Annotated in this window: 24 protein-coding genes and 1 tRNA gene; 5 read left to right on the top strand and 20 right to left on the bottom strand. The window is 69.6% G+C overall.

The features are described from left to right. Positions 1 to 281 precede the first annotated feature (281 nt). The 3 genes from ACJ8AN_RS33605 to ACJ8AN_RS33595 all read left to right on the top strand — a co-directional run bounded on the left by ACJ8AN_RS33605 (position 282) and on the right by ACJ8AN_RS33595 (position 2,845). Positions 282 to 355, top strand: a tRNA-Arg gene (locus tag ACJ8AN_RS33605). Positions 356 to 578: 223 nt separating this feature from the next. After that, a complete protein-coding gene (hppD, locus tag ACJ8AN_RS33600) occupies positions 579 to 1,643 on the top strand; it encodes a 4-hydroxyphenylpyruvate dioxygenase (protein WP_407759640.1) in 1,065 nt (354 codons plus the stop codon). Between the two features lie 23 nt (positions 1,644 to 1,666). Further along, positions 1,667 to 2,845 carry a PLP-dependent aminotransferase family protein gene (locus ACJ8AN_RS33595; RefSeq protein WP_407759639.1) on the top strand — a complete coding sequence of 393 codons (1,179 nt, stop codon included), beginning with the start codon at positions 1,667 to 1,669 and terminating at the stop codon, positions 2,843 to 2,845. A 16-nt stretch (positions 2,846 to 2,861) separates the two neighbouring features. On the opposite strand, the gene ACJ8AN_RS33590 is transcribed toward ACJ8AN_RS33595, so the two are convergent. The 12 genes from ACJ8AN_RS33590 to ACJ8AN_RS33535 form a co-directional block, all read right to left on the bottom strand. Further along, positions 2,862 to 4,142 carry a hemolysin family protein gene (locus ACJ8AN_RS33590; protein ID WP_407759655.1) on the bottom strand — a complete coding sequence of 427 codons (1,281 nt, stop codon included), beginning with the start codon at positions 4,140 to 4,142 and terminating at the stop codon, positions 2,862 to 2,864. A 68-nt stretch (positions 4,143 to 4,210) separates the two neighbouring features. Further along, entirely contained in the window at positions 4,211 to 4,591 is a 381-nt protein-coding gene (locus ACJ8AN_RS33585; RefSeq protein ID WP_407759638.1) for a response regulator, read from the bottom strand. A gap of 96 nt (positions 4,592 to 4,687) precedes the next feature. Beyond that, a complete protein-coding gene (locus ACJ8AN_RS33580; RefSeq protein ID WP_407759637.1) occupies positions 4,688 to 5,521 on the bottom strand; it encodes a metallophosphoesterase family protein in 834 nt (277 codons plus the stop codon). An 88-nt stretch (positions 5,522 to 5,609) separates the two neighbouring features. Then, entirely contained in the window at positions 5,610 to 6,845 is a 1,236-nt protein-coding gene (locus tag ACJ8AN_RS33575) for a glycosyltransferase (protein WP_407759636.1), read from the bottom strand. Between the two features lie 149 nt (positions 6,846 to 6,994). Further along, positions 6,995 to 7,687 carry a phosphate signaling complex protein PhoU gene (phoU, locus tag ACJ8AN_RS33570; RefSeq protein WP_407759635.1) on the bottom strand — a complete coding sequence of 231 codons (693 nt, stop codon included), beginning with the start codon at positions 7,685 to 7,687 and terminating at the stop codon, positions 6,995 to 6,997. Positions 7,688 to 7,707: 20 nt separating this feature from the next. Beyond that, positions 7,708 to 8,451, bottom strand: a complete 744-nt coding sequence (pstB, locus tag ACJ8AN_RS33565) for a phosphate ABC transporter ATP-binding protein PstB (RefSeq protein ID WP_407759654.1) — start codon at positions 8,449 to 8,451, stop codon at positions 7,708 to 7,710. A gap of 45 nt (positions 8,452 to 8,496) precedes the next feature. Beyond that, complete coding sequence (pstA, locus tag ACJ8AN_RS33560) at positions 8,497 to 9,408, bottom strand: phosphate ABC transporter permease PstA (protein ID WP_407759634.1); 912 nt, start codon at positions 9,406 to 9,408, stop codon at positions 8,497 to 8,499. Next, positions 9,405 to 10,382, bottom strand: a complete 978-nt coding sequence (gene pstC / locus ACJ8AN_RS33555; protein ID WP_407759633.1) for a phosphate ABC transporter permease subunit PstC — start codon at positions 10,380 to 10,382, stop codon at positions 9,405 to 9,407. Before pstC ends, pstA begins: the two co-directional genes overlap by 4 nt. Before the next feature lie 95 nt (positions 10,383 to 10,477). Next, positions 10,478 to 11,299 carry a phosphate ABC transporter substrate-binding protein gene (locus ACJ8AN_RS33550; protein ID WP_407759632.1) on the bottom strand — a complete coding sequence of 274 codons (822 nt, stop codon included), beginning with the start codon at positions 11,297 to 11,299 and terminating at the stop codon, positions 10,478 to 10,480. A 35-nt stretch (positions 11,300 to 11,334) separates the two neighbouring features. After that, positions 11,335 to 12,525: a porin gene (locus ACJ8AN_RS33545; RefSeq protein WP_407759631.1), complete on the bottom strand. Its 1,191-nt coding sequence runs from the start codon at positions 12,523 to 12,525 to the stop codon at positions 11,335 to 11,337. A gap of 113 nt (positions 12,526 to 12,638) precedes the next feature. Continuing rightward, positions 12,639 to 13,328 (bottom strand): response regulator, encoded by a 690-nt coding sequence (locus ACJ8AN_RS33540; RefSeq protein ID WP_407759630.1) that lies wholly within the window; start codon positions 13,326 to 13,328, stop codon positions 12,639 to 12,641. Positions 13,329 to 13,398: 70 nt separating this feature from the next. Then, positions 13,399 to 13,899 (bottom strand): SixA phosphatase family protein, encoded by a 501-nt coding sequence (locus tag ACJ8AN_RS33535; RefSeq protein WP_407759629.1) that lies wholly within the window; start codon positions 13,897 to 13,899, stop codon positions 13,399 to 13,401. A 93-nt stretch (positions 13,900 to 13,992) separates the two neighbouring features. Here ACJ8AN_RS33535 and ACJ8AN_RS33530 point away from each other — a divergent pair, with 93 nt between their 5' ends. Next, a complete protein-coding gene (locus tag ACJ8AN_RS33530) occupies positions 13,993 to 14,685 on the top strand; it encodes a RibD family protein (RefSeq protein ID WP_407759628.1) in 693 nt (230 codons plus the stop codon). A gap of 9 nt (positions 14,686 to 14,694) precedes the next feature. Here the strand turns inward: ACJ8AN_RS33530 and ACJ8AN_RS33525 are convergent, their stop codons facing one another. The 5 genes from ACJ8AN_RS33525 to ACJ8AN_RS33505 all read right to left on the bottom strand — a co-directional run bounded on the left by ACJ8AN_RS33525 (position 14,695) and on the right by ACJ8AN_RS33505 (position 19,238). Continuing rightward, the gene (locus tag ACJ8AN_RS33525) at positions 14,695 to 15,639 is read right to left on the bottom strand and encodes a metallophosphoesterase family protein (protein WP_407759627.1); all 945 of its coding nucleotides are present in this window, start codon (positions 15,637 to 15,639) and stop codon (positions 14,695 to 14,697) included. A 12-nt stretch (positions 15,640 to 15,651) separates the two neighbouring features. Beyond that, complete coding sequence (locus ACJ8AN_RS33520) at positions 15,652 to 17,013, bottom strand: sensor histidine kinase (protein ID WP_407759653.1); 1,362 nt, start codon at positions 17,011 to 17,013, stop codon at positions 15,652 to 15,654. Positions 17,014 to 17,037: 24 nt separating this feature from the next. Further along, positions 17,038 to 17,718 carry a response regulator gene (locus ACJ8AN_RS33515; RefSeq protein WP_407759626.1) on the bottom strand — a complete coding sequence of 227 codons (681 nt, stop codon included), beginning with the start codon at positions 17,716 to 17,718 and terminating at the stop codon, positions 17,038 to 17,040. Between the two features lie 111 nt (positions 17,719 to 17,829). Further along, complete coding sequence (locus tag ACJ8AN_RS33510) at positions 17,830 to 18,339, bottom strand: hypothetical protein (RefSeq protein ID WP_407759625.1); 510 nt, start codon at positions 18,337 to 18,339, stop codon at positions 17,830 to 17,832. Next, positions 18,336 to 19,238, bottom strand: coding sequence for a hypothetical protein (locus ACJ8AN_RS33505; protein ID WP_407759624.1), 903 nt, complete (start codon positions 19,236 to 19,238; stop codon positions 18,336 to 18,338). The genes ACJ8AN_RS33510 and ACJ8AN_RS33505 overlap by 4 nt, the downstream gene beginning before the upstream one ends. Before the next feature lie 156 nt (positions 19,239 to 19,394). Between ACJ8AN_RS33505 and ACJ8AN_RS33500 the strand changes: the two genes are divergently transcribed. Next, a complete protein-coding gene (locus ACJ8AN_RS33500) occupies positions 19,395 to 19,973 on the top strand; it encodes a YceD family protein (RefSeq protein WP_407759623.1) in 579 nt (192 codons plus the stop codon). Positions 19,974 to 20,055: 82 nt separating this feature from the next. On the opposite strand, the gene ACJ8AN_RS33495 is transcribed toward ACJ8AN_RS33500, so the two are convergent. From ACJ8AN_RS33495 to ACJ8AN_RS33485, 3 genes are all read right to left on the bottom strand, one after another. Beyond that, positions 20,056 to 21,021 (bottom strand): methyltransferase domain-containing protein, encoded by a 966-nt coding sequence (locus ACJ8AN_RS33495; RefSeq protein WP_407759622.1) that lies wholly within the window; start codon positions 21,019 to 21,021, stop codon positions 20,056 to 20,058. A gap of 164 nt (positions 21,022 to 21,185) precedes the next feature. After that, on the bottom strand, positions 21,186 to 23,834 hold the full coding sequence (locus ACJ8AN_RS33490) for a DUF4962 domain-containing protein (protein ID WP_407759621.1): 2,649 nt from the start codon (positions 23,832 to 23,834) through the stop codon (positions 21,186 to 21,188). Positions 23,835 to 23,946: 112 nt separating this feature from the next. Beyond that, the gene (locus tag ACJ8AN_RS33485; RefSeq protein ID WP_407759620.1) at positions 23,947 to 24,771 is read right to left on the bottom strand and encodes a mechanosensitive ion channel family protein; all 825 of its coding nucleotides are present in this window, start codon (positions 24,769 to 24,771) and stop codon (positions 23,947 to 23,949) included. Between the last annotated feature and the right edge of the window lie 162 nt (positions 24,772 to 24,933).

The following is a 24,933-nucleotide window of genomic DNA, read 5'->3' as shown; positions in this document are numbered from 1 at the left end:
CGGGGGGGCCAGGGGGGACAGCACGGCACGAGACGGGATGACGACCCGAGGAAAATCAAGGCGATAGCGGGTAAAGGCGCGTCCTGCTTGAGGTTTCCTACCGCCTTGCCGAGGGTTCGATCCCCGGCTCGTGCAACACGCCCGTCCGGCGAGGCATCAGGCAGGTATCCAACACTGCGGCCTCCATTTGGGGAAGGAGGTCCAGGCTGGGCGTTGTAGGAAGAAAGCGTGCTTGCTTCGGCGGAGGAAGTCGGTTACTTACCCACCCGCTGGCGCTGTCTGCGCGATTAGCTCAGCTGGATAGAGCGTTGGCCTCCGGAGCCAAAGGCCACAGGTTCGAATCCTGTATCGCGCGCACGGGCAAGGGCCTGGAATCCTTGGGGGAAACCCCGATGGTTCCAGGCCCTTTGTCTTGGGTGGCCAGGACCCGGCGAGGTACGTCGAGCCCCTTTCTCCAGGAGCTCCGTGGCTCGCGGTATCCGATACTCCGGGTTTAATCTGTTTAGCCAGGAAATCGAGTATAATGGAAATCTACTAGTCTCCTGGTGTACTCTTCTTTCCAGAGAGGGAGAGAGTACATGGTTTTCCAGGACCTGGATCATGTCGAGCTGTACGTGGAAGACCTGGAGCGTGCGGCGCTCTTCTACATCTCCACGTTCGGGTTCCGGGTCGTGGCCGAGGCGGGTCCGGAGACGGGCTTGTCCGGCCGGCGCGCGCTGCTGCTGCAGCAGGGCCGGGCGCGGGTACTGCTCACCTCGGCGCTGAGCGCGGACGACTTCGTGGCCGGCTTCGTGCGCGAGCACGGGGACGCGGTGCGGGACGTCGCGCTGCGCACGCCGGACGCGGCGGAGGCCTTCTGGGAGGCGGTACGGCGGGGCGCCCGGCCGGTGCGCGAGCCCGAGGTCTTCTCGCACGGCGACAGCCGGGTGGTGCGCGCCACGGTGGCGTCGGTGGGGGACCTCGTTCACTCCTTCATCCAGCGCGAGGGGCCGGACGCGGGCCTGTTCCCGGGTCTCTTCCAGCCGACGGATCGCTTCCCCCTGCCGGTGGTGGAGCCTTTCACCGCCGTGGATCACGTGGCCATCTGCCTGGCTCCGGGCACGTTGGAGAGCACGGTGCGCTTCTACGAGCAGGTGCTCGGCTTCCGCCAGTCGCACGTGGAGGACATCCGCACGGAGTACAGCGGGATGAACTCGCGGGTGGTGCAGGCCGCGGGCGGGCGCGTGGTCTTCCCGATGATGGAGCCCATCTCCGGCGTGCGGCGCGGGCAGATTGACGACTTCCTGGAGAACCACAGGGGCCCGGGCGTGCAGCACCTGGCCATGCTCACCGAGGACATGCCCACCGCGCTGCGTGCGCTGAAGGCCCGGAACGTGGAGGTGCTCAGCGTCCCCGCGGCCTATTACGAGGCGCTGGAGGGGCGGTTGGGGCGGTTGGATCTGGACCTCCCCACGCTGCGCTCGCTCAACGTGCTGGTGGATCGCGACGACAGCGGCGTGCTGCTGCAGGCCTTCACCCGCTCCCTGCACCCGCGGCGGACGCTCTTCTTCGAGGTCATCGAGCGGCAGCAGGCCAGCGGCTTCGGGGGAGCCAACATCCGCGCCCTCTTCGAGGCCGTGGAGCGCGAGCAGGCGAGGCGCTGAGGCCTCGGGCTATGATGACTCCCATGGAACTACCCCTCGCTTCCTGGGCCCGGCAGCTGCAGCCGTCGGCCATTCAGGACATGCTGCAGAACATCACGAAGCCCGGCATCCTCTCGCTGGCGTTGGGACTTCCGGCGGCCGAGCTGTTCCCCACCCAGGGAATGGCGGAGGCCGCGGCCCGCGTGCTGGCGGATCAGGCCTCGGCGCTCCAGTACGGCGCCTCGCTCCTGCCGCTGCGCGAGCAGGTGGTGGCGTTGATGGCCCGCCGGGGCGTGCGCTGTGAGCCGGATCAGATCTTCCTCACCACCGGTGGACAGCAGGGCATGAGCCTGCTGGCGCGGCTGATGTTGGAGCCCGGCCAGCCGGTGATGATGGAGGATCGCATCTACTCGGGTTTCCAGCAGGTGTTGGAGCCCTTCCAGCCGCGGCGGGTGGTGGTGCGCACGGATCCGCGCACGGGCATCGACGTGGACGCGGTGGAGGAGCGGCTGCGCGCGGGTGAGAAGCCGGCCTTCCTCTACGCGATGAGCGATGCGCACAACCCGCTCGGGGTGAGCCTGGCCCAGCGGCAGCGCGAGCGGCTGGCGGCGCTGGCGCGCGAGTACCGCATGCCCATCATCGAGGACGACGCCTACGGCTTCCTCCAGTACGAGGAGCAGTCGCTCGCTCCCATCCGGGGCCATGAGGACCGGTGGGTGTTCTACGTGGGCTCCTTCTCGAAGATCCTCGCCCCGGCGCTGCGGGTGGGGTGGCTGGTGGTGCCGAGGGAGATGATTCCGCGGCTGGCCACGATGAAGGAGTCGAGCGACATCGACACCACCACCTTCACCATGCGGATGATCAACGCCTTCCTGGCGTCCGGTCAGTTCGAGACGCACCTGGAGCGGCTGCGGGGCGCGTACCGCGAGCGCCGGGACGCGATGCTGCGCGCGCTCGAGGCCCACATGCCTCGCGGGACGGTGTGGGCGCGGCCCTCGGCGGGCATGTTCGTCTGGGTGGAGCTGCCCGAGGGCGCGGACACCCTGAAGCTGCTGGCGAAGTCGCTGGAGCTGGAGAAGGTGGCCTACCTGCCCGGCCAGGCCTTCTCGGTGCCCGGTGGGCGCTCGGCGGCGAACGGCATGCGGCTCAACTTCTCCAACTGCGAGCCGGCCCGCATCGAAGAGGGCGTGGCACGGTTGGGCCGGGTCCTGCAGCGCGGCTGAGCCATCCTCCGCCGTCTCAGCGCTCCGTGGCTTTTCCCTGCTGCGGCAGGTGGATGCGCACGGAGCGCACCCGGCGAGGGCTCGCGTCCAGCACCTCCAGCACCGTGCCGTCCTCCAGGGTGAGCTTCGTGCCCTTCTGGGGGATGGAGCCGGCCTTCACCGCGCACAGGCCGCCCATTGTGGACCAGCCCTGGCCTTCCTCCAGCTCCAGGCCCAGCGCGCGGTTCACGTCGCGGATGGCCGCCGTGCCCTGCACCACCGCCGTGGTGGGGCCCTCGCGCCGGATGAGCTCCTCGGTCTTCTCGAGCTCGCTGGCGATGTCCCCCACCAGCTCCTCGACCAGGTCCTCCACCGTCACCAGCCCCGCCACGCCTCCGCGCTCGTCCACGACGATGGCCAGCTGCATGCGCCGCCGCTGCAGCTCCTTCATCGCGTCGATGGCCCGCATGGACTCGAAGGCGAACCAGGCCGGCCGCATCACGTCCTCCAGCACGATGAGCGCGCCCTCCCAGGCCACCCCCAGCAAGTCCTTCGCGATGATGTAGCCGGCGATGTTGTCGATCGTCCCCTCGTACACCGGCATCCGCGAGTGCCCGTGCTCCAGCAGCACCTGTTTGATTTCCTCGGCGCTCGCGTGCCGGCGCAGCGCCACCATGCGGCTGCGCGGCACCATCACCGCGGACAGGGGGAGGTTGGCCATCTCGAAGGCCCGCGAGGCGATCTCCCCGGCCCTCGGATCCAACGTGCCCGCCTTCGCCGCCTCCTCCACCAGCTGCTGCAGCTCGTCCGGGGACAGACGCGACTCGGTGAAGGTGGTCCGGTCCCCGAAGAAGCGCAGCAGGACGTTGGAGCTGGCGGTGAGGAACCAGACCAGCGGCTGTATCAGCCAGGCAATGCCTTTCAGGGGACGGGCGATGAAGAGCGCATAGCCCTCGGAGTAGCGCAGGGCGAGCGACTTGGGCACCAGCTCGCCCAGCACGAGGGAGAGATAGGACACGAGCCCCACCACGCCCGCGAAGGCGAGCTGCTGGGCGAGCACGGCCTCCAGGCCCAGCCGGGTGAGGGGCCCCACGAGCCGCTGGGCGATGGAGGCGCCGCCGAAGGCCGCCGCGGTGGCGCCCACCACGGTGATGCCGATCTGCACGGTGGCGAGGAAGCGCTCGGGGTCGTCGCGCAGTGCCTGCACGGCGCGGGCGGAGCGGTTGCCCTCCTCGAGCAACTCCCGCAGGCGCGTCTTGCGCACCGACAGCAGCGCGAGCTCGGCCCCGGAGAAGACTCCGTTGGCCAGGATCAACAGCAGGATGATGACGAATTCCGTCGCGATGGCCGCTCTCCTCCGGTCATCGTCTTAGCAACGCGGGCGCCTCATGTGTGCAGGGATTGGAGCAGGAGCGAGAGCTGATCCCTGCTGGCGCCCTTGGGCAGGTAGTAGTGGGGACCGGTGCGCAGCGCGCCGCCCACGTCCTGGGCCGCCGCGGCGGTGAGGAACACCACGCGGGGAGGCGTCCCGTTGCGAGGCATCCGCTCGAGCACCTCGAAGCCACTCATGCCCGGCATGTTCAGGTCCAGGAGCATCACGCCGTAATTCCGCTGCGCCAGCGAGTCGAGGGCCTCCTGGCCATTGGCGGCCTCGATGGCCTCGTAGCCCAGGTCCTCCAGACACAGCTTGAGGAATTCCCTCCAATCCGCGTCGTCGTCGACGACCAGCACCTTGCGTCCGTCTTCGTCGGATGCCCTTCGCCCCAAGAGTCCTCCTTGTACGAGAGGACAACCCACCGTGAGCGGCGCGGCATTCACCCGGGGAACAAGGCCGGCTGGAGGGCGGGGGAGGGGGCGGCCCGCTCAGAAGAGCGACATGGCCAGCTGGCTGGCGAGGTACTGGAGGGCGGGCATGACGTTGGGGGCGGAGCGCTTGGGGGCCGGGGGCAGGGCCGTCTGCTGCCACTCTGGCTCACCCACCAGGCGTCCCGCGGCGTGCTGGAAGAGGCGGAAGCCGCCGAGCTCGATGGAGCTGCCCGAGTTGTAGATGCGCAGCCCGCGGCCCTGGAAGGAGCCCAGGTTGAATTCGCGCGGCATGTGGCGGTGGCCGTGGAGGATGAGATCGCACCGCCCCTGGACGCGGCGCACCAGCTCGGCGCCCAGCGCGAGCTCCGAGGCGTGCGGCCAGCCCATGCGCGTGGCGAAGCGCTCGGGGAAACTTTCCTCGGGCAGGGGCAGCACGTGGTGGTGCACCAGCACCGCGGTGAGCGCGCCCGTCGGAGCGGCGCTCAGGGCCGCGTCCACCTCGTCCACCACCGCCTGGCTCAGCTCGCCGTGGCAGGCGAAGTAGTTGCGGTTGTGCGGGCCCGTGGAGTCCACGCACACCAGGTAGAGGCCCTCGTGGTGCTCCACCCGCACCTTGCGGCCCTCCATCCACTGGCTGCCGGCGTCCTCGCCGGTGCGGTCATGGTTGCCGGGGATGAAGGTGAGCCGTCCGGCATCCAACAGGGGCGCGAAGAGCTGACGGAAGTGTTGGTACTCGAGCTGACTGCCCTGGTGCGTCAAATCTCCCGTCACCACCACGTGGTCCACGCGCTCGGCGAGGAGGGTCTGCACGAGAGCGGTGGCCGTGGCGTCGCTCTCGCGGGTGAGGTCCAGATGCAGGTCCGACAGGTGCGCCAGCTTTCGGATGAGCATGGTGCACTTCAAGTACTCACTCACCGAAACGCGGCCATGACCTCCGGGTAATTCCTGTGAAAGAGCCCGGTGACATGCCGGTGAACGGTCAGCCAGCGAGCAGCTCTTCTGTGCGCTCGGGCTCGCTCGTGGACATTCCCGCGGGCGGAGAGGACGGGGTGGCCGGCACGAGCCGGGAGCCGGGCAGGACGCGCAGCGTGGTGCCGCGCCAGTCCAGCGTGCGGGCGAAGAGTCCATTCGTCCACGCCACGAAGAGCAGCGCGTCCTTGAGCAGCACCGCGGGCAGCACCGTCCACGGCGTGGGCTGTCCGGGCCGGGACAGGTGGAACACCGTCACGTCGTGAACGAGCTTCACCAGCGCCACCCCGCCCACGACGCACAGCGCCAGGACGGAGGGAGACAGCAGCGCGCCGAGCAGCGCCCACGGCAGCGGGTTGAGCAGCGACTGCGCCAGGTACACCGGCGTGGGGATGCAGGTGTGGTGGATGATGCTCCAGCGCACGTAGCGCTTGAAGAAGGCGGAGACGCTCTTCTGACGCGACACGTTGTAGACGGGCGAGCGCGCCACCACGGCCCGCTTGCCGAGCCGCCGCGTCACCCACCGGCCGATGACGTAGTCCTCCGCGAGCACGTTGCGCACCGAGTAGAAGCCGCCCAGCGACTCCAGGTCCTCGCGGCGCAGCGCCATGGACTTGCCCACGACGATGTCCTGATCCGCGGCCTGCTTGGCGGCGATCTGCCCCGCGCCCGCCGAGGTGCTCTGGTACAGGTTGTCCATCAACGAGCCCAGCGTGCGCTCACCGATGCCGGCGATGGGGTGCGAGATGCAGCCCACCGTGGGGTCCTCGAAGGTGCGGGCGAGCTCCTCCAGGTAGTCCGCCCCGGCGCGCGTGTTGGAGTCGCTGATGAGCAGCAGCTCGTAGCGGGCCGCGCCGGCCAGGGTGATGAGCTGGTTCACCTTGGGGTTGAGGCCGGGCTCGCCGTTCTGCAGCACCAGCCGCATGACGTGCGGCCAGCGCGCCACCGCCGCCACCGCCACCGCGTAGGCCGGGTCCTGCGTCTCCTTCACCCCGAGCACCACCTCGTAACGCGGGTAGTCGAGCGTGGCGAACCACTCCAGGTTGGCCTCGAGCTCGTCATCCACGCCGCACAGGGGCTTGAGGATGGAGATGCCCGGGGTGGGCTGGGAGCCGGCGCCGCTCGCCCGGATTCCGGAGGTGCTCCAACGGTAGCGCAGCACGAAGAAGAGCTGCAGGCCCAGGGCGAAGACTCCAACGACGGCGGCGGCGAACAGGGTGAGGCTGAGCGCGTGGGTGGTGGGCATGGGCACCGGCGGTCTCCCGGACAGAGAGGCGCGTTCATCGCGCGTCCTGTCCGAAACCTTACGAGGCTCATGTTACGAGAATCTGAAGGCCCTGTGTCGCAGGGGAAAACTCGAGGCGGCGGTTCGGGGCAGCCAACCTGCCTGGTTGCTCAGGATGCGCTCGGCAGGTTGCGGCTGCGCGGGTGGCGGATGTCGGTGCCGCGCACCATGTAGATGACCATCTCCGCCACGTTGGTGGCGTGGTCGCCAATGCGCTCGAGGTGCTTGGCGATGAACATCAACGCCGTGGCGCGGCGGATGTTCTTCGAGTCCTCCATCATGTAGCCGAGCAGCTCGTTGAAAATCTTCAGGTAGAGGGAGTCCAGGTGCTCATCCGCCTTGAGCACCTCGTCGGCCTTCGCCGCGTCCGAGGAGACGAAGGCATCCAGCGCCTTCTTCACCTGCAACTGGGCCAGCTCGGCCAGCCGCGGCGTGTCCACGTAGGGCTTGAGGGGAGGAGCCTCGTTGAGGTCCTTCACGCGCTCGGCGATGTTCACCGCCAGGTCGCCGATGCGCTCCAGGTCGGTGACGATCTTCAGCGCTGTGGTGATGAGGCGCAAGTCGCTGGCGGCCGGCTGGCGCAGCGCGAGGATGCGGCGGCACGTCTCGTCGATCTGCACCTCGAGGCGGTTGACCTCCTGGTCCGCCTGGACGACGCGGTTGGCGAGCGCGGAGTCCCGCTCGGTGAGGGCGCGCACGCTGTCGGCGATGTGGGCCTCCACCTTGGCGCCCATGGCCAGCAGCTTCTCGCGCAAACCTCTCAGGTCCTGTTCGAAAGCCTTGTCCGTATGTGTCGACGGCATGTGCCCGCTCTCCCTCGCGCCTACCCGAACTTCCCGGTGACGTAGTCTTCGGTCCGCCGCTCGCGCGGGTTGGTGAAGATCTGCTCGGTGGGACCGCATTCCACCAATTCGCCCATGTAGAAGAAAGCCGTCCGGTCGCTCACCCGGGCCGCCTGCTGCATGTTGTGGGTGACGATGGCGATGGTGTAGCGCACCTTGAGCTCGTGGATGAGCTCCTCGATCTTCGCGGTGGCGATGGGATCCAGCGCGCTGGCGGGCTCGTCCATGAGGAGCACCTCGGGCTCCACGGCGAGGGCGCGCGCGATGCACAGGCGCTGCTGCTGGCCGCCGGACAGGCTCAGGGCGCTGTCGTTGAGCCTGTCCTTCACCTCGTCCCAGAGGGCCGCGTCCCGCAGCGATTTCTCCACGCGCGAGGCCAGCTCCGTCTTGTCCTTCAGCCCGCCCACGCGCAGGCCGTAGGCCACGTTCTCGAAGATGGACTTGGGGAAGGGGTTGGACTTCTGGAAGACCATGCCCACGCGGCGGCGCAGGTCCACCACGTCCAGGCCCCGGTCATGGATGCTCACGCCGTCCAGCAGCACGGTGCCCTGGTGGCTGGCGCCCGGGATGAGATCGTTCATCCGGTTGAGCGAGCGCAGGAAGGTGGACTTGCCGCAGCCGGAGGGGCCGATGAGGGCCGTCACCTGGTGCTCGGGCAGGGCGAGGCTCACCGCCTTCACGGCCGTCTTGGCGCCGTAGAGGAGGGAGAGCTCGCGCGCCTCCATCTTGATGCGCGAGGTAGCAGCGGGGGAGAGGGACATGGCTCGGTGTCAGTGGGCCGCGGAGGCGCGCCTGCGGGTGCGGGCGCGGATGAGCACCGCGACGAGGTTGAGGGCGAAGGTGAGCGCGAGCAGGACGAGCACCGTGGCGTACAACAGGGGCCGGGTGGCCTCCACATCCGGGGACTGCGTGGCGAGCACGTAGGTGTGGTAGCCCAGGTGCATGAACTGGGAGTTGAGCGTGTGGGGCAGGTCGGGGAGGAAGTAGGCCGCGCCGGTGAAGAGGATGGGGGCCACCTCGCCCGCGCCGCGGGAGATGGCGAGCACGGCGCCGGTGAGGATGCCCGGCAGGGCGCCCGGCAGCACCACCCGCGCCAGCGTCTGGGATTTGGTGGCGCCCAGCGCGAGGCTCGCCGTGCGGTGGTCCAGGGGCACCGCGCGCAGCGCCTCCTCGGTGGCGACGATGACGACGGGCAGGGTGAGCACCGCCAGGGTGAGCGAGGCCCAGAGGATGCCCGGCTGGGCCCAGTGCAGCTCCTGGTAGCCCATCAGCCGGTCCATGCTCCCGCCCACGAAGTGGATGAAGAAGCCCAGGCCGAAGAGCCCGAAGACGATGGAGGGCACGCCCGCCAGGTTGATCACGGCCACGCGCACCGCGCGCGCCAGCAGCGAGCCCGGGGGGGCGTACTCGTGCAGGTACACCGCCGTGAGCACGCCCACTGGCATCACCGCCAGCGTCATCAGCAGGGTGAGCGCCGCGGTGCCGTAGAGCGCGGGGAAGATGCCGCCGCCCATCATGCCGTCCGAGGGCGGCTGGGAGAGGAAGGTCCAGGTGACGTGCCCGGCCCCGCCCTTCAGGGCATCGAAGAGGATGATGGCCAGGAGCGCCACGATGAGCAGCGCTGCGAGCCCGGTGAGGGACGTGAGCGCTCCGCCCACGGCCCGGCGCAGGGTGTGCTTCATGCTCCGGCTCCCGACAACCGCTGGAGGACCTTCTTCGTCCACACGTTGGCCAGCATGTTGAGGACGAAGGTGAAGAGGAACAGCTCCACGCCGATGAAGAAGAGCAGCGAGTAGTGCGGGCTGCCCACCACCACCTCGCCCATCTCCGCGGCGATGGTGGCGGACATGGAGCGCACCGAGTCCGTCAGGCTCGCGGACGTGATGGCCGCGTTGCCCGAGGCCATCAGGACGATCATCGTCTCGCCGATGGCGCGGCCGAAGCCCAGCACGCACGCGGCGAGGATTCCGGGGGCGGCCGCCGGGAGCACCACCTTCCAGGCCGTCTCCCAGGGCGTGGCGCCCAGGGCCAGCGAGGCCTCGCGGTAGCTGCGCGGCACCGCGGTGAGCGCGTCTTCGGCCACGGTGAAGATGACGGGGACGATGGCCAGCGCCAGGCCCAGGCCCGCGACAATCGCGTTGAGCCGCGAGCCCAGCCCGAACGTGTCCTGCATGAAGCTGGCGAGCACCATCAGCGCGAAGAAGCCCAGCACCACCGAGGGAATACCGGCCAGCAGCTCGATGGTGGGCTTGAGGATTTCGCGCAGCCGCCGCGGGGCGAACTCGGCGGCGAAGAGCGCGCCGGCCACCCCCACCGGCACCGCCACCACCATGGACACCAGCGTCGTCTTCAGCGTGCCGATGAAGAGCGGAATCATGCTCACCTTCGGCACCGACGACACCGGCTGCCACACGAAGGCCGGCGGCCGGTTGGCGCGCACCACCTGCGGCAGGAACATCTTGGAGAGGCTCGCCTCCTGCCGCGCCTGGGCGTCCAGGAAGAGCTGCAGCGCCTCCTTCGCGACGAAGACGAGGATGAGGACCAGTGCGGCGATCCCCGTGAAGGCCACCGCAGTGATGAAGCCCGCGATGACCTTCTCGCGGAGCTGCCTGCGCCGGGCGGCGGAAGACAGGCGCGGCGCCACTGTCGTTGTCATTTCCACGAGCCCCTGACCCTGCATGCTGGTCTGTGTATCCATCTTGTGTCCGGGGCTGGGTGACAATCTGGTGACGCTCGCGCCTGGGGAATCCCTTACTTGACCGGGAAGTAGCCGACCTTGGTGACCAGGGCCTGGCCCTCGGGGGACAGGGCGAAGTCGATGAAGGCCTTGGCGTCGCCGGTGGGCTTGTTGCGCAGGTAGAAGTACAGGTCGCGCGAGAGCGGATACTTGCCGCTCTTGATGTTCTCCGCGCTGGGGGCGAGCGCCTCGTTGCCCTTCTTGAGCTTCAGCTCCTTGACGCCCTTGGCGTAGGCGGCGCCGCCGTAGCCGATGCCGTGCTTCTCCTTGGCCACCGCGTTCACCACCGCGGCGGTGCCGGGCAGCGTCTGGGCGGTGGAGGTGTAGTCGTCGCCGTTGAGCAGGTTGTCCTTCACGAACACGTAGGTGCCCGAGGAGTTCTCACGCGAGTAGACGACGATGGGCGCGTCCGGGCCGCCCACCTGCTTCCAGTTGGTGATGTCGCCCAGGTAGATGCCCTTGAGCTGGTCCATCGTCAGGGCGTCCACGGGGTTGCTCTCGTTGACGTAGAAGGTGACGCCGTCCTTGGCCACGGAGATCTCCGTGCCGGTGGTGTTGAAGCGGGTGCGCAGCTTCTCGCCCTCGGAGTCCTTCATGGGGCGGCTGGACATGGCGATGTCCGTGGTGCCGTTGATGAGCGCGGAGAGGCCGACGCCCGAGCCGCCGCCCGTCACCTGCAGCTTGATGGAGGGGTTCTTCTTCATGAGCTCCTCGGCCCAGCGCTGGCCGAGGATGACCATGGTGTCCGAGCCCTTGACGGTGACGGTGCCCGCGTGGGCGGCCACCGGGAGGACGAGCAGCAGCACCGCGGCGAGGGAAGCGATGAGGTTCTTCATGATGGTTCTCCTTGAGGAAAGAGTAGGGACGAGGCCTAGAAGCGGGCCTGCATCTGGACGGTGAGCAGGTTGTCGTGCGGGTCCTTGGCGAAGCCCTCGGCGGTGCCCGTCATGGGCAGCTCGTAGGTGAGCGAGACCTTCAGGTTCTCGCCGAAGTAGTGGATGGCCGTGGCGCCGAGGGTGCCGATGCCATTGGTGCCAGCCGGGCGATCCGAGCTGGGGGCCGCCACGCCATCCGGGATGCCGTTGGCCGGGTCGAAGTAGTCGTAGCGGATGGCCACGGCGTTCTCGAGGCCGAGGTTCTGCACCAGCAGCGCGTACCAGCCGCTGGCCACGCGATCCACCAGCTCGGTGGTGCCGCTCACGTACGTCTTGCCGCGGATGTACTCACCCTTGAGGGCGGTGGCGCCGAAGGGCAGCACGTCCAGGTACACCTGCAGGTCCGCGCCGAGGCGGCTGCGCTCGTGGGCCATGCGGAAGGCGTCGGAGGCGCCCTTGACGAGGGTGTGGCCGTACCAGCCGGAGATGCCGCCGGAGAGCCACTTCAGGTCGAAGCCCGCGCGGCCGACGAAGTCCTTCTCCTTGTCGTTGTCCACGCCGGTGAAGCCCGGGTAGCTGGTGCCCGTACCGTCGTAGAGGCCGGCGTTGAGGCGGAAGACGCTGTAGCTGCCGCTGTACTTCACGCCGCGGTCACGCTCGCCCGGGAGGAAGGCCCGGACGACGCGGGTACGCTCGGGGAACTCGCGGTCGCTCGAGGACTGCGGCACCTCGTAACCGAAGGGCCACTTCATCTGGCCCACCGTCAGCGCCATGTGCTGCCTGGTGCCGGGGATGAAGAGCGTGGCCTCGGCGTCCTTGAGCGTCACGCCGGTGGGCACCGCGTCGAGCTGCAACACGAACTGGGCGATGTCTCCCGTGTAGGTGGCCTTGAGGCGGCCACGGCGCACGGTGAAGCGGCTGAAGCCGCCCGTGCCATCCTCGCGCGCCTCCTCCCACTCGTACCGGCCCTGGATGTAGCCGGAGAACTTCAGCTTCGTGAGCGGGGAGAGCGCGCTCTTGAGCTCGGCGAGCTGCTCCTCGATGGAGGCGACCTTGCCCTCGGTGTTCGTCACCCGCTCGTCGGTGCTCCCCGTGGTGGTGGCGGTCTCGGGGGCGGCGGGAGGGGTCTCCTGGGCCAGGACTGCGCCAGAAGCGAAGGTGAGGACCGCGGCGATCAGGTTGCGCATGACGTAGAGGGGCTCCGGTGTTTTTCGCCCGCTGTCGGACAGCGGCGGAACACCCTCTACGGACCGTCTGTGGCTGTTTCAGGGAAGCCACGTGACAACCAGGCAAAAGACGCTCAGGCCGAGCCCGGCTCGACGATGCGGTAGCCCACGCCGCGCACCGTCTCGAGGTAGGCGCGCGCGGGCCCGAGCTTGTCGCGCAGGCGCATGACGTGGGTGTCGATGGTGCGCGTCTCCAGGTTGCTGGACAGGCCCCACACCTGCTCGAGGAGCTGCTCGCGCGACTGCACGCGGCCCACGCGGGCCAGGAGGTGCTCGAGCAGGCGGAACTCGAGCGTGGTGAGCGTCACCTCCTTGCCCTCCACGTAGAAGCGGTGGGCGGAGACGTCGAGCGTGAGCGGGCCGAGCTTGAGCGGGGCGGCGCTGTCCTGGCCCTGGCCGCTGCGGCGGAGGATGGCCTTGAGGCGCAGGACGAGCTCGCGCACGCTGAAGGGCTTGGTGACGTAGTCGTCGGCGCCCACCTCGAAGCCGCGCACGCGGTCGGCCTCCTCGCCCCGGGCGGTGAGCATGACGATGAGCACGTCACGGGTGTCGGTGGTGGCGCGCAGCTGCCGGCAGACCTCCACGCCGGGCATGTCCGGCAACATCAGGTCCAGCAGGACGACATCCGTGCGCTGCTCGCGAGCCGCGGAGATCGCCGACTCACCGGTGGGTGCCACGCGGGTGGAGAACCCGGCGGCGCGGAGATTGAAGTCGATGAGCTGGGCGAGATCGGGCTCGTCATCGACAATGAGGACGTGGGCCATGGCGGCCGCGCACTCTGGGGCCGACCGTTCGCGCCGTGGTGACCTATTTGCGACAACTGTGTGACTTTTGCTAATCGGACTGCAAATTCTCGGGGCGTAAGAGGGGGCGGCCCGGCGCGGCCATCCACGCGAAGGAGAAGTGTTTGCCCTCGGGGTGGAGGGCGAGCGCGGTGCCCTTGCGCAGCTTGCCGGGCAGGGTGTCCAGCTCGAGCGCGAGCTCGCCGGCGCGGGAGAGGGAGGGGTTGTGGCCCACCAGCATCCAGCCCGCGCCCAGCTCGCGCGCCAGGCGGAGGATGTGCTTGTGGGCGTGGGGGCCGGGCAGCAGGGCGGGGTGGACCTCCACGCGGCCCAGACCGAAGGCCTCGGCGAGGAGCTCCGCGGTCTGCACCGCGCGCAGCAGGGGACTGGTGACGATGCCCGCCATGGGCGTGAGACGCGCCAGCTTGCGCGCGTGGGTGCGGAAGGCGGCGCGGCCCTCGACGGTGAGGGCGCGGGCCTCGTCTCCGAGGGGGTGGACGTCCTCGGCCACGGCGTGGCGGACGAGCAGCAGGGGCATCTGGTGAGGCGACATTTCGGGCCGCGTCCCTAGGCTTCTGGCGCAGGAGAGGCAAGCAACGTCCCCGCGTCGTGCGTATCCTGCCGCCTTTCATCGCGGAGACGACAGATGGATACGACGAAGCGGCCCTATGTGATCTGCCACATGGTTCCCTCGGTCGACGGACGCATCGTGACCTCGGGCTGGGACATTCCTCGCACCTTGCTGACCGAGTACGAACGCACGGCCGCGACTTTCGACGCCGAGGCGTGGATCATCGGCCGGGTCTCCATGGAGCCCTATGCCGGCAAGTCCAAGGTTCCAGCGCGCAAGAAGGGGGAGCCGATCGCGCGCACGGACTTCATCGCGAGGCGCGACGCCGGGTCCTACGCGATCGCGCTCGACCCGTCCGGCAAGCTCACGTGGAAATCGAGCTCCATCGACGAGGAGCACGTCATCACGGTGCTGACCGAGCAGGTCTCGGATGACTACCTGGCCTTCCTCCGGGACCGGGGTGTCTCGTATCTCTTCGGCGGCAAGAAGGACCTGAACCTGAAGCGGGTGCTCCAGAAGCTCCGGAAGGAGTTCGGAATCAAGACGCTGCTGCTCGAGGGGGGCGGGAAGATCAACGGCTCCTTCCTGGCCACGGACCTCATCGACGAGCTGAGCGTGCTGATCGCGCCGGTGGCGGATGGTGCCATCGGCACTCCCTCGCTCTTCGATGCGAAGGAGGGCAGGGGGCCCGCGCGCACGCTCAAGCTGCTCTCCGTGGAGAAGCGCAAGGGCGACCTGCTCTGGCTGCGTTACAAGGTGAAGCGCTGAGTCGCCGGCTCAGTCGTCCATGTCCTGAACGGAGGACAGCGGGGGCGGCATGTCCTCGGTGGGCTCGTGGTGGCCCTCGTCGCCCACGGCCTGCTTGAGGAACGGAGGCACCACCACCGGCAGCTCCAGCGGCGTCGGCGTGTGGGGGATGTTGGCCCCCGGAGGCGGGCGCAGCACCGGGCCCGGAGGCGGCAGGCCCGAGTGGCGCCGCGCGGCCTCCATCAACGCCTTGTGGTGGCGGTAGCGCGCCTCGACGAGCTTGTGGATGAGCAGCGGCCCGCCGGGCACTCGCCGCGCGGTGAGCGCCTGGGTCGCCTTGCGCACCGGGTAGCGCACGCGGCGGATCTGCACCCGCCAGCCCTTGGGCGTGAAGGTGAAGACGCCGTAGGCGGGGCGCAGGTCTCCGTCGCGGGGAATGCCGGCGCTCGCCACGTCGGCGATCAGCAGCCGGCCCACGCGGCGCCGGTAGGGGAAGTGCAGGTGGCCGAACGCACACGCGGCCGCATCCAGGTTCTGGAAGTAGCGGCGCACCGTGTTCTCGTCCAGCGTCGGGTCCAGCGAGTCCTCGAGGTTGCGCGGGTTGGCGTGGCAGACGAACAGGTCCTGCCCCCGCCGCGGCGAGTAGCGCTGGGAGAAGGGCAGCGCCCCCAGCTTCTTGAGCCACGGCTCACCGAGCTGATCCCTCGTCCACTGGAGCAGCTCCGTCTTCCAGTGGTCCCGCTCGCGGTAGGCCCCGCCCAGGTAGTGGCCCGCCAGGTAGCAGTCGGTGTTGCCCATGAGGATCGCATCGCAGCGATCGAAGAGCAGCTCCACCGTCTCGCGCGGGTGCGCGCCCCGCAGCGCCAGGTCTCCCGCGGCCACGATGTAGTCGGGCGCGACGCGGGCGATGTCCTCGAGGACGGCCTCGCAGGCGGGGAGGTTCCCGTGAATGTCGGCGAGGATGGCAACCCGCATGGATGGCCCATCCTAACCCGCCGCCGCCTCCGAGGGCACCGCCGCTGGAAGGAAAATCGTGAAGGTGGAGCCCTCGTTCGGCTGGCTATCGACCCGGACCTCGCCGCCCATGGCGCTCATCAGGTGCTTGACGATGGACAGTCCCAGGCCCGTGCCCCCCATGTCCCGGCTCCGTCCCTTGTCCACCCGGTAGAAGCGCTCGAAGATGCGGGCCAGGTGCTTGGGCTCGATGCCCACCCCGGTGTCCTTCACGTGCACCACGCACCGCCCGTCCTCCTGCACGCCCGTCACCGTCACCCGGCCCCCCTCGGGCGTGTACTTCACCGCGTTGTCCAGCAGGTTGAGCAGCACCTGCTCCAGCCCCCGCTCGTCTCCCCGCCCCACCAGCCCCGTGGGCACGTGCAGCTCGACCGTAATGTTCTTGCGCCCGGCCTTGTGCCGCACCACCTCGGCGGCCCGGGCCGCGGCCACCGCCAGCGGCACGTCCGTCACCTGCAACTTCACTTCGCGTGACTCCAACCGCGACAGCTCGAGCAGATCCTCCACCAGCTCCGAGAGGCGCTCGGACTGGCGGTGGATGATGTCCACCATCTTGGGCGCCATGACGGTGTCCTGGAGGGCGCCGCCCTGGAGCGTCTCGGCGTAGCCGCGGATGGCGGTGATGGGGGTGCGCAGCTCGTGGGAGACGTTGGCGACGAAGTCCTTGCGCACCTTCTCCAGGTGGCGCAGCTCGGTGACGTCGTGGAAGACGGCGGCGCTGCCGGGGATGTCCCGGCCCACCGGCGTCACCCGGATGGCGAGCGTGCGAGGGAACAGGCCCTCCAGGGTCAGCTCGAGGCGGGTGGAGGCAGCCTCGCGGCAGGCGCGGGTGACGGCCTCGTTGAGCGCGTCGTTGCGCAGGAGGGCCAGGGGCCGCTGGCCGATGATGGGCCCCGTCGTCCGCAGCATGTCGCGCAGGGCGTCGTTGTGGTGCACCACGGTGCCCTCGGCGTCCGTCACCCAGAGGCCCTCGGCCATGCCGTCCAGCACGGCGGTGAGGGTGCGCGCCTCCTGGTTGAGGCCGGCGTTGCGCGCGGAGAGCTGCTGGTGCAGCGAGTCGATGGCGCCCTGGAGGTTGGCCACCTCCTCGAGCCGGTCCTTCTCGTCCTCCCGGGTGCCCGGGGCATTGCCCTCGGCGCGGGTGCGCACCTGACGGGCGAGCGTGAGCAGCTGCCGCTTGAGCGCATCCCGGGCCGCCAGCTGCGTCAGCGCGGAGCCGGTGAGGGTGGCGAGCGACACGAAGACGGCGTCCATCCTCCAGCCCAGCAGCAGGAAGAGGACGAGCGCCGCGAGCGCGGGGGCGAGCAGCGGAACCAGGAAGAGGCGCAGGGGCAGCGGCATGGAAGGGGAGGCTGGGGGTTACGCGGGGCTGAGCTTGTAGCCCACGCCGCGCACCGTCTCGATGATGTCGCCCGCGGGGCCGAGCTTCTCGCGCAGGCGCTTGATGTGCGTGTCCACCGTGCGGGTGTGGATTTCCGCCTGGATGCCCCAGACGTCGGAGAGGAGCACCTCGCGCGTCTGCACGCGATCCGAGCGCTCCAGCAGCGTGCGCAGCAGGCGGAACTCCAGCGCGGTGAGCACCACCTCCTGGCCCTTCACCCGCACCTGGTGGCGCGAGGTGTCGAGCTGGATGTCCCCGGAGGCCAGCACGGCCGCCGGGCCCTCCTCCGCGTCCGAGCGCCGCAGCACCGCCTTGACCCGCAGCAGCAGCTCGCGCACCGAGAAGGGCTTCACCACGTAGTCGTCCGCGCCCAGCTCCAGGCCCTGGATGCGGTCCGACTCCTGGCCCTTGGCGCTCACGATGATGACGGGCACCTTGCGCAGCTCGGTGTCGCTCTTGAGCATGCGCAACACCTCGCTGCCCGCCAGGTCCGGCAGCATCAGGTCCAACAGGATGAGGTCCGGCACCTGGGCGCGCGCCCGGGCCAGCCCGCTCGCGCCCGTGCCCGCGGCCTCCGCCTCGAATCCCGCCGCCCGGAGGTTGTACTCCACCAGTCCGGACAGGTCCTGCTCGTCCTCGATGATCAGGATGCGTGCCATCAGTCCTCCGCGCCCCCCGGTTTCACACCGCTGGCGTAGCAGATCGCCCATGGCGGCTGAATGACGAGCACGTGACGCCTGGGTGACAAGGCCCGCCCGGCCGCCCTGCGTTCAGGGGGCGAACGTCGGATCGCACTCGCCACCCGTGAGGGTGATGGGGGCGGCGATGAGCGCGTCGTTGCGGCTGGCGCTGACGGACTCGAGGTAGTTGCAGGAGCTGCCCAGGAAGCGCGGCGGGCTGGAGCGCGAGAGCGCCTCGATGATGACGACGTAGTCGCGGCCCACCGGGATGTCCACGGCCAGCTCCTGCGAGCCACCCGCCCCACCCGACAGCCCCGCCTCGAAGCGCAGCGCGCGCGCCTTCTTGCCGTCCGGGCCCTGGAGGAGGAGCGGCTCGTCCGCCTTCACCTGCTGGTTGAGGCAGGTGCGCTGTAGCTCGGCGCACACGCGCGACTGGCCCTCCGGCAGCACCACCACCTGGAAGGCGCCCAGCTCATCGGCCACGGCGCGATCGATGAGCACGTCCAGCCCGAGGCGGGTTCCGGACGAAGAGGGCTCGGCCCCGCAACCGGCGGCGAGGGTGGCGCCCAGCAGGACGAGGAGGGAAGTGCGCGGAGTCATGGATTGACGCGGATGGTGATGGGGACGCGGCCCCGCTCGTCGGAGGTGGCGTAGACGACGGCGCCCGCGGTGCCTCCCACGGCCACCGCGCCCACCGCCACCCAGAGCCACGGGCTCTTGTACCAGGGGCGCTCGCTGGACGTGGCCACCTCGCCCTTCTCGGGGGCCACCTGGAAGACGAGCGGCGTGAAGGCATCGCCCCGTCCGGCCAGCCGCCGCTGCGCCGCGTCCGTCACCTCGAAGTAGTACTCCACCTCGTAGGCCGAGGCGCCCGCGGGCAGCTCGTAGGCGGGGATGGTGGCGCTGTAGCGCTCCTTGTCCGTGCGCTCGCGCGCGAAGTCCACCGAGCTGTAGGCCTGGGCACCCGCGCGCCGGTAGAAGAGCCGCGCCCGCGCCCCGAGCGCCATGTCCCGGATGCGCGCTTCGGCCCTCGCCGGCTCGCCGCCCCGGGTGTCCGGCAGCGGCTCCACCTGGAGCGTCACGGGCCGCACGCGGCGGCTTTTGATGTCCTCCTTGATGCGCGCGTAGAGCTGGCGGATTTTCGGAGGCGCGGTGCGCGGCAGCTCGTAGTCGGGCCGGGCCTGCAGCAGCATCTCGTAGGCCTCGCGTGCCCGTGCCTCGTCGCCCAGGTACAGCGAGGTGAGCCCGAGCAGGCGGTAGAGCTCCACGAGCTGATCATCCGTGACGTCCGGCGCGTCGAGCCCGGCCTCCAACGTCTTCACGGCCTCCTCGAACTCGCCGTCCTCTATCTGCTGCTGCGCGCGGGCGATCTCCGGACGGGCCGGGGCCACCTGGAAGAGGAGGGGACGCGGGAAGAGGGGCCGGGCGAGCGAGGCGCCGGGGGACAGCAGGCTCGCCACCACGAGACTCGCCACCATGCGATGCGGCCGGACGGACATTGGCGGGCACCCTAGCAGACGGGCAGGCACCCCTCTAGCTCGTGGACGGCCGCGCAACGGCCACGGCCCGGTGACATCTATTGAGGTTCTGGCGCGTTGACTGCGGGGGGGACCCTCCCCATGATGCGCGCCCCTTTTTGGATAGGAAGTCAGTAGATGCTCGTAAAGATTGACCAAATTCGCGACGCGGGGCTCCACGTCGATGAGCAGATGAACCTGGAGCTGCTCGGAGCCACGCTCGAGGGCTCTGGCTTCCGGGCGACCGAGCCCCTGAAGGTCTCCGCGGACTTTCGCAAGGTGAGCGGCGGCGTGCTGCTCTCGGGCAAGTTCACCTCGCGCGTGGTGGCCGACTGCAAGCGCTGCCTCACCGAGGCGAAGCTGGAACTGCCCGTGTCCTTCACCATCAACCTCGTGCCCGAGTCGCTCGTCCGCGGCGAGGGCGTGCTCGACGAGGAGGAGCTGGAGGAGAAGGACCGGGGCCACGGCGAGAGCGGTGGCTCGTTCGCGATGGATGCCACGGACGAGGAGGTGTTCGACGGCAAGGTGATCGACCTCGAGCCGATCGTCCGGGAGCAGCTGCTGCTGGCCCTGCCGATGAGCGCCGTGTGCCGCGAGGACTGCGGCGGGCTGTGCACGAACTGCGGCCAGAACCTCAACGACAAGCAGTGCGGCTGCGAAACGAAGTTCGTGGACCCGCGCCTCGCGGCGCTCAAGAACATCAAGCTCCAGGGCTGACGCCGCTTCCTCCGCTCACTCGTAGTCGACTACGAGTGATGTGGGGCTGTGTGCTGCATCACTCGTAGTCGACTACGAGTGCTCAGCCCTGCTCGGGAAGGTGCCCGTACATCACGCACATGCCCCCGAGCAGCTGCAGCCCGGGCACCGAGAGGAGCGCCCGGTCGGTGCACCCGAGCACGTCCGCGACCAGCCGGCGCGGTTTCGAGGAGCGCTCGAAGTTGTTGTCGCGCAGGAAGAAGCGATCCATCCGGGACAGGAAGCTGAACCAGCGCAGCTCCAGCTGGGGCAGGTAACGCTGGATGAGGGCCAGCTCGGCCCGCTCGAGCGGCCGCTCGTTGGGCGTGGCATCCGTGTGGATGGGGAGGCGCTTGCGCAGCTTGCGCATCAACGGCGAGAGGCACACCGGCTCGGAGAACACGAAGAGGGCCCCGGGCCTGGCGCAGCTCACGAGCTTGCGCATCACCCCGTCCAGCTCGGGGATGAGGTGATGCAGCACGCCGTCTCCCCAGATGATGTCGAAGGAGCCCTCGAGCAGATCCGCCGTCTCCAGCGGGGAGCAGATGAAGCGGGTGGACTCCGCGACACCGTCGAGCTCCGCGCGGCGCTTGCACAGCTCGATGGAGCGGGGCGAGATGTCGAGGCCCGTCACCCGGGCGCCGAAGCGGGCCATCAGCATGGCGTTGCTGCCATCGCCGCAGCCCACGTCCAGCACGCGCTTGCCGCGCAAGTCGCCCATCACCCGGAAGCGGAACTCCTTGTTGAACCACGGCCGCCGCGTGGCCTGGTAGCGCTCGAGCGTGAGCGCATCCAACGGCAGGGCCGTCTGCTTCTCCGCCACCTGATCGAAGAAGTCCGACTCGGAGGCCCAGCGGGCCAGCGCCTCGGGAGGAAGCTCCGAGGAGAAGAGCTCCTCCTCGAATCCGGGCAGGGGCTCGTTCCGGGGCGCCCGGCGGCGCTCCACCGCCTCTGGGACCAAGGCCAGCACCGGGGGCGCTTCCTCCCTCTCCGCCTCGAACCGTCCGTCCAGGATTTCCTGCTCGTCCATGCCCGCTCTCCCCGGCGCCCTCGCGCCCCCAGATGACGCGGAGCGGAAACTAGGAATGCCGGGTAGGTGCGTGAAGCGCCGCAGCTCGGGCTTTCGCGACTTATTGTACGGAGCCCTCTCACCTGACGCCGCGAGTGCTCCGTATCCGACGGACGAGGGAGGCGTCAGGGCCGCCCGGTGTCCGAGGCCCGGTTGCGCGAGGGCCGGCGCCGGGCACGGGCCAGCGCTCCGCACAGGGTGAGCAGGCTCCCGGCGAGCACGAGCTGTCCGCCGCCCGCGTCACACGACAGCTCCCCGGGCCGGAGGAGGCCGGGCGCGGAGGTGCCGGTTTCCGGCCTCTCGAGGGGCGGAGGCATCGACGAGCCGGGGCCCTCCGAGGGCTCGTCGCCGAGGGGAGACTGGGAGTCGATGGGAGGCGGGGTTCCGGTGGAGTCCGGGGACTCGGTGCCGGTGGAGGGCGCGGGCACGTTGTCGGTGGTGCCCACCACGATGGCGTCGCCGTCGCGGTGGAAGGGGACGTCCACGCCGTTCCACACCACGCGGGTGGCGCGGGGCGCGTAGACGCGGGGCGAGCCGGTGACGTTTCCGGACAGCCGCAGCGTGTCGGAGGAGAGCCCGTCGGCCTCCAGGACTCGCGTGGGGTCCGCCTGGCTGATGAGCGTGCGCGAGGCATCGTCGAGGCTCGTGCCCCGGACGAGCAGGGCGCGGGTGGGCGAGGAGCCCTCGTAGCGGATGACGCCCGCGAGCCCCGCCAGCCGCAGGCCACTCGCGCTCCGGTTCTGCTCGGGCAGGTCGTTGAAGAGGGCGTAGACGGTGGAGGTGCCCTCGGTCAGCTTGAGCCCGGCGTCGGGCACGTTGGCATCGAGCGGCTTCACCACCGGACGCGAGGCCCACGTGGACTCCTGCGCCGGCACCAGGGCGGTGAGGAAGGTGACGTTGGCCGAGGCGCTGGTGGGCTTCACCTCGGCGTTGACGGCGAGGCCGGCGGCGTTGAGCTTCTGGATGTTGACGGGGCGCTGCTCGGTGAAGGTGGCGTCGAAGGACGGGGGGGCCACCACGGCGACCCCGAGCGCCTGGCCGTTCTCGCCGCGCCCGTGGAGCCAGGAGCTCTCGCGGGTGGCGCCGTTCATGAAGTGGCAGGACCAGCGGTAGACGTGGGACTTCGAGGCCTGCACCACGTCGCGCAGCACCACCCACTTGCGGTCCAGGAAGAGGGCATGGCGGTCCCAGCGGCGCAGCCCGAGGGTGGAGGCGTAGAGCGAGGAGCCGTCGCCGAGGGCGTAGCCGAAATGGTCGCTGGAGCCGAAGAAGGGGATGCCGCCCTTGCGGCCGAGGTACCAGCTGTAATTGGCGGCGGAGTCGCTCTTGTCGCGCACGCCCTCGCCGAGCTGGCCCGTGCCGTCGATGGTCAGCGAGTTGTGGAAGACGGTCTGGTTGGCCGAGGGCCCCGGCGAGCCCGTGTGGCCGATGTAGTAACCGGCCGCCTCGGGCGCGAGCCACGAGCCATTGCCGTAGAGGTAGAAGCCGTTGTCGTCGGCGTGGTCGTGGGCGAAGTTGAGGGTGCCGCGCGGCTCCATGCCGCTCTTGAGCCACTGCCACCCGGCCATGCCGCCGTAGGGGCCATTCTTGAGCGCGAAGAGCAGCGAGCCCTTGTCCCAACCGCTGCGGAACACCGCCGCCTGCTGGCTGTCGCCGTACCAGTCCAGGGGCAGGGCGCGCACGTCCGCGGAGCCCAGGGTCTCGTCGTAGTAGAGGAACTCGAAGACGCGGTGGTTGAGCTCGGGGGCCCAGGTGTTGGAGGGCGTGCCGCGCATCCACGTGTCCGCCATGCCCTGGGCCACCGGGTCGCGGTAGCGCTTCGCCGCGTAGCGCAGGGGCATCAACCCCATGTCCGGGCTGAAGCCGTAGAAGTTGCCGTGCAGCAGCACGGAGTGGCTCGGCCGCTCGGGGAGGTAGGTGGCGGCGACGGCCCGGGGCATCGCCCGCACCAGGCCCAGGTCGCCCACGTCGGCGCCGGTGGTCCGCTCGAGCGCGCTGACGAAGGGCAGGTACCAGCTCAGCCCGTACAGCACGTAGGCGAAGCCCTCGTGCCAGAGGCCGTCCGTCTCCAGGCCCATCACCTGCTGCACCTTGAGCGCGTTGCGGGTGGCCAGGTCCAGCCAGGGCTGGGTGGTGCTGTCGGGCAGCTCGCCCCGGGTGGCCAGCGCCGCGAGCCCGATGGCGGCATGGTTCACCCAGTTGTGGTTCTGCAGGTACTCGTCGGCCCACCACTCGCCGCCCTTGGAGGTCTGCGTCAGGGCGTTGGCGTTCTGCTGGAGGACGGCGCGGACGCGCGAGGCCTCGGCGGCGGAGAGCTTCGGGGCCACCAGGTCGTAGGCCACCGCGGCACCGCCGAGCAGGTGCCCCTGGATGAGGTCATGCGTGCCGTCGAGGTCGAGGTCTCCCCACGAGCACACCGTCAGCAGCCAGCTCCGGGCCAGGTCGAGGTGGCGGGCGTCGGTGGACAGCTGCGCCACGAAGGAGAACAGCACCAGCAGGTTGCCCACCTCGCGGCGGTCCAGCTGCAGCGTCTTGCCCGTCGTCTTCCAGGTGACGAGGCCCGACGGGGCGATGGACGTGTCCAGGTAGCCCGTCGTGGCCTTCAGCAGGGGCTGGTAGATGGCCGCATGGGACGTCTGGGCCTTCTGGCGCAGGCCCTGGACCTCGCTGGCCGCGAAGAAGAGGCTGGGGTGGGACGCGGCCCGGGCTGGGAGGGAGCTCACCAGCACCAGACAGAGCCACAGGGTTCGCCCACGCGTGAGGGAGTGCTTCATGCGGGCGAATGCCACCCGTTATTCCGCTCACTTCACACATCGGGACGGAGGAGGGCCCGGCCGCCAGGCTGGGGGTTGTCCTCCTCTCCCGGACGTGCTCCCCCGGCGTGCTTCAGCCCGCCTTGGCGGCGAGGACCTGCTGGGCGGTCTGCATGGGAACCGTGTAGCCGGAGGCGAGGAGGATCTCCGCGGCGGCGAGGCCGACGGCGTCCTGGGTGGGCGTGGCCAGCTGGGGCTTGCAGTACACGCCCACCGCCAGCACGGGTCCGAGCACGGTGAACTCCGCCACGTCGACGGCGGGGGCGGGCGTGGCCAGGACGTTGGGCACCACCTTCATGCGCTCCTCGAGGGCGCGGATCATCGTGGGCACGTCCGTGCCGTGCAGCACGGGCACCTTGACGACGATCTTCCGGTGCGGGTGGTGGGTGAGGTTGACGATGTTGCCGCCAAAGAGCTGGTTGTTGCCCACGGAGATGCGCACGTTCTCCGGGGTGTCGATCGTGGTGGTGAACAGGCCGATCTCCTGCACGATGCCCGCGACACCGGCGGCGTTGACCTCATCGCCCACGCGGAAGGGGCGCAGCACGAGCAGGAAGACGCCCGCGGCGAAGTTGGCCAGCAGGCCGGACCAGGCCGCGCCGATGGCGATGCCCGCGGCGGCCAGCAGCGCGGCGAACGAGGTGGTCTCCACCCCCATCATTCCCAGGAGGGCCAGCAGCAGCAGGATGGTGAGGGAGCCGGTGAAGAGCGACTCGATGTAGCGGATGAGCGTGGCGTCGAGCTGGCGCTTCTGCAGCGCCATGTTGAGCACGCGCCGGAAGCCGTTGATGACGGTGCGCCCCACGAACCACAGCACCAGTGCTCCCACCGCCTTGAGGATGAAGGGGAGGGCTTCGGTGAGGGCCAACGACTTCAGTTGATTGATGATGGCTTCCATTGATCTTCCCGGTGAGGACGAGCTCCGTTCGCGCGTGGCCCATTTGCACGGGCCACGCCAGAACGGCACCGAGCGTAAGTCCCCGGAGGCACGGGCCGCGAGGGGGGCTCGTGGAGTCACGGAATCGTGACGGAGCCGCGGTTGACGCGTCAGCCCGGGCCC

Source organism: Archangium sp. (assembly GCF_045802675.1).
Taxonomy (GTDB): domain Bacteria; phylum Myxococcota; class Myxococcia; order Myxococcales; family Myxococcaceae; genus Archangium.
This window is presented reverse-complemented; position numbering and strand designations above follow the sequence as displayed.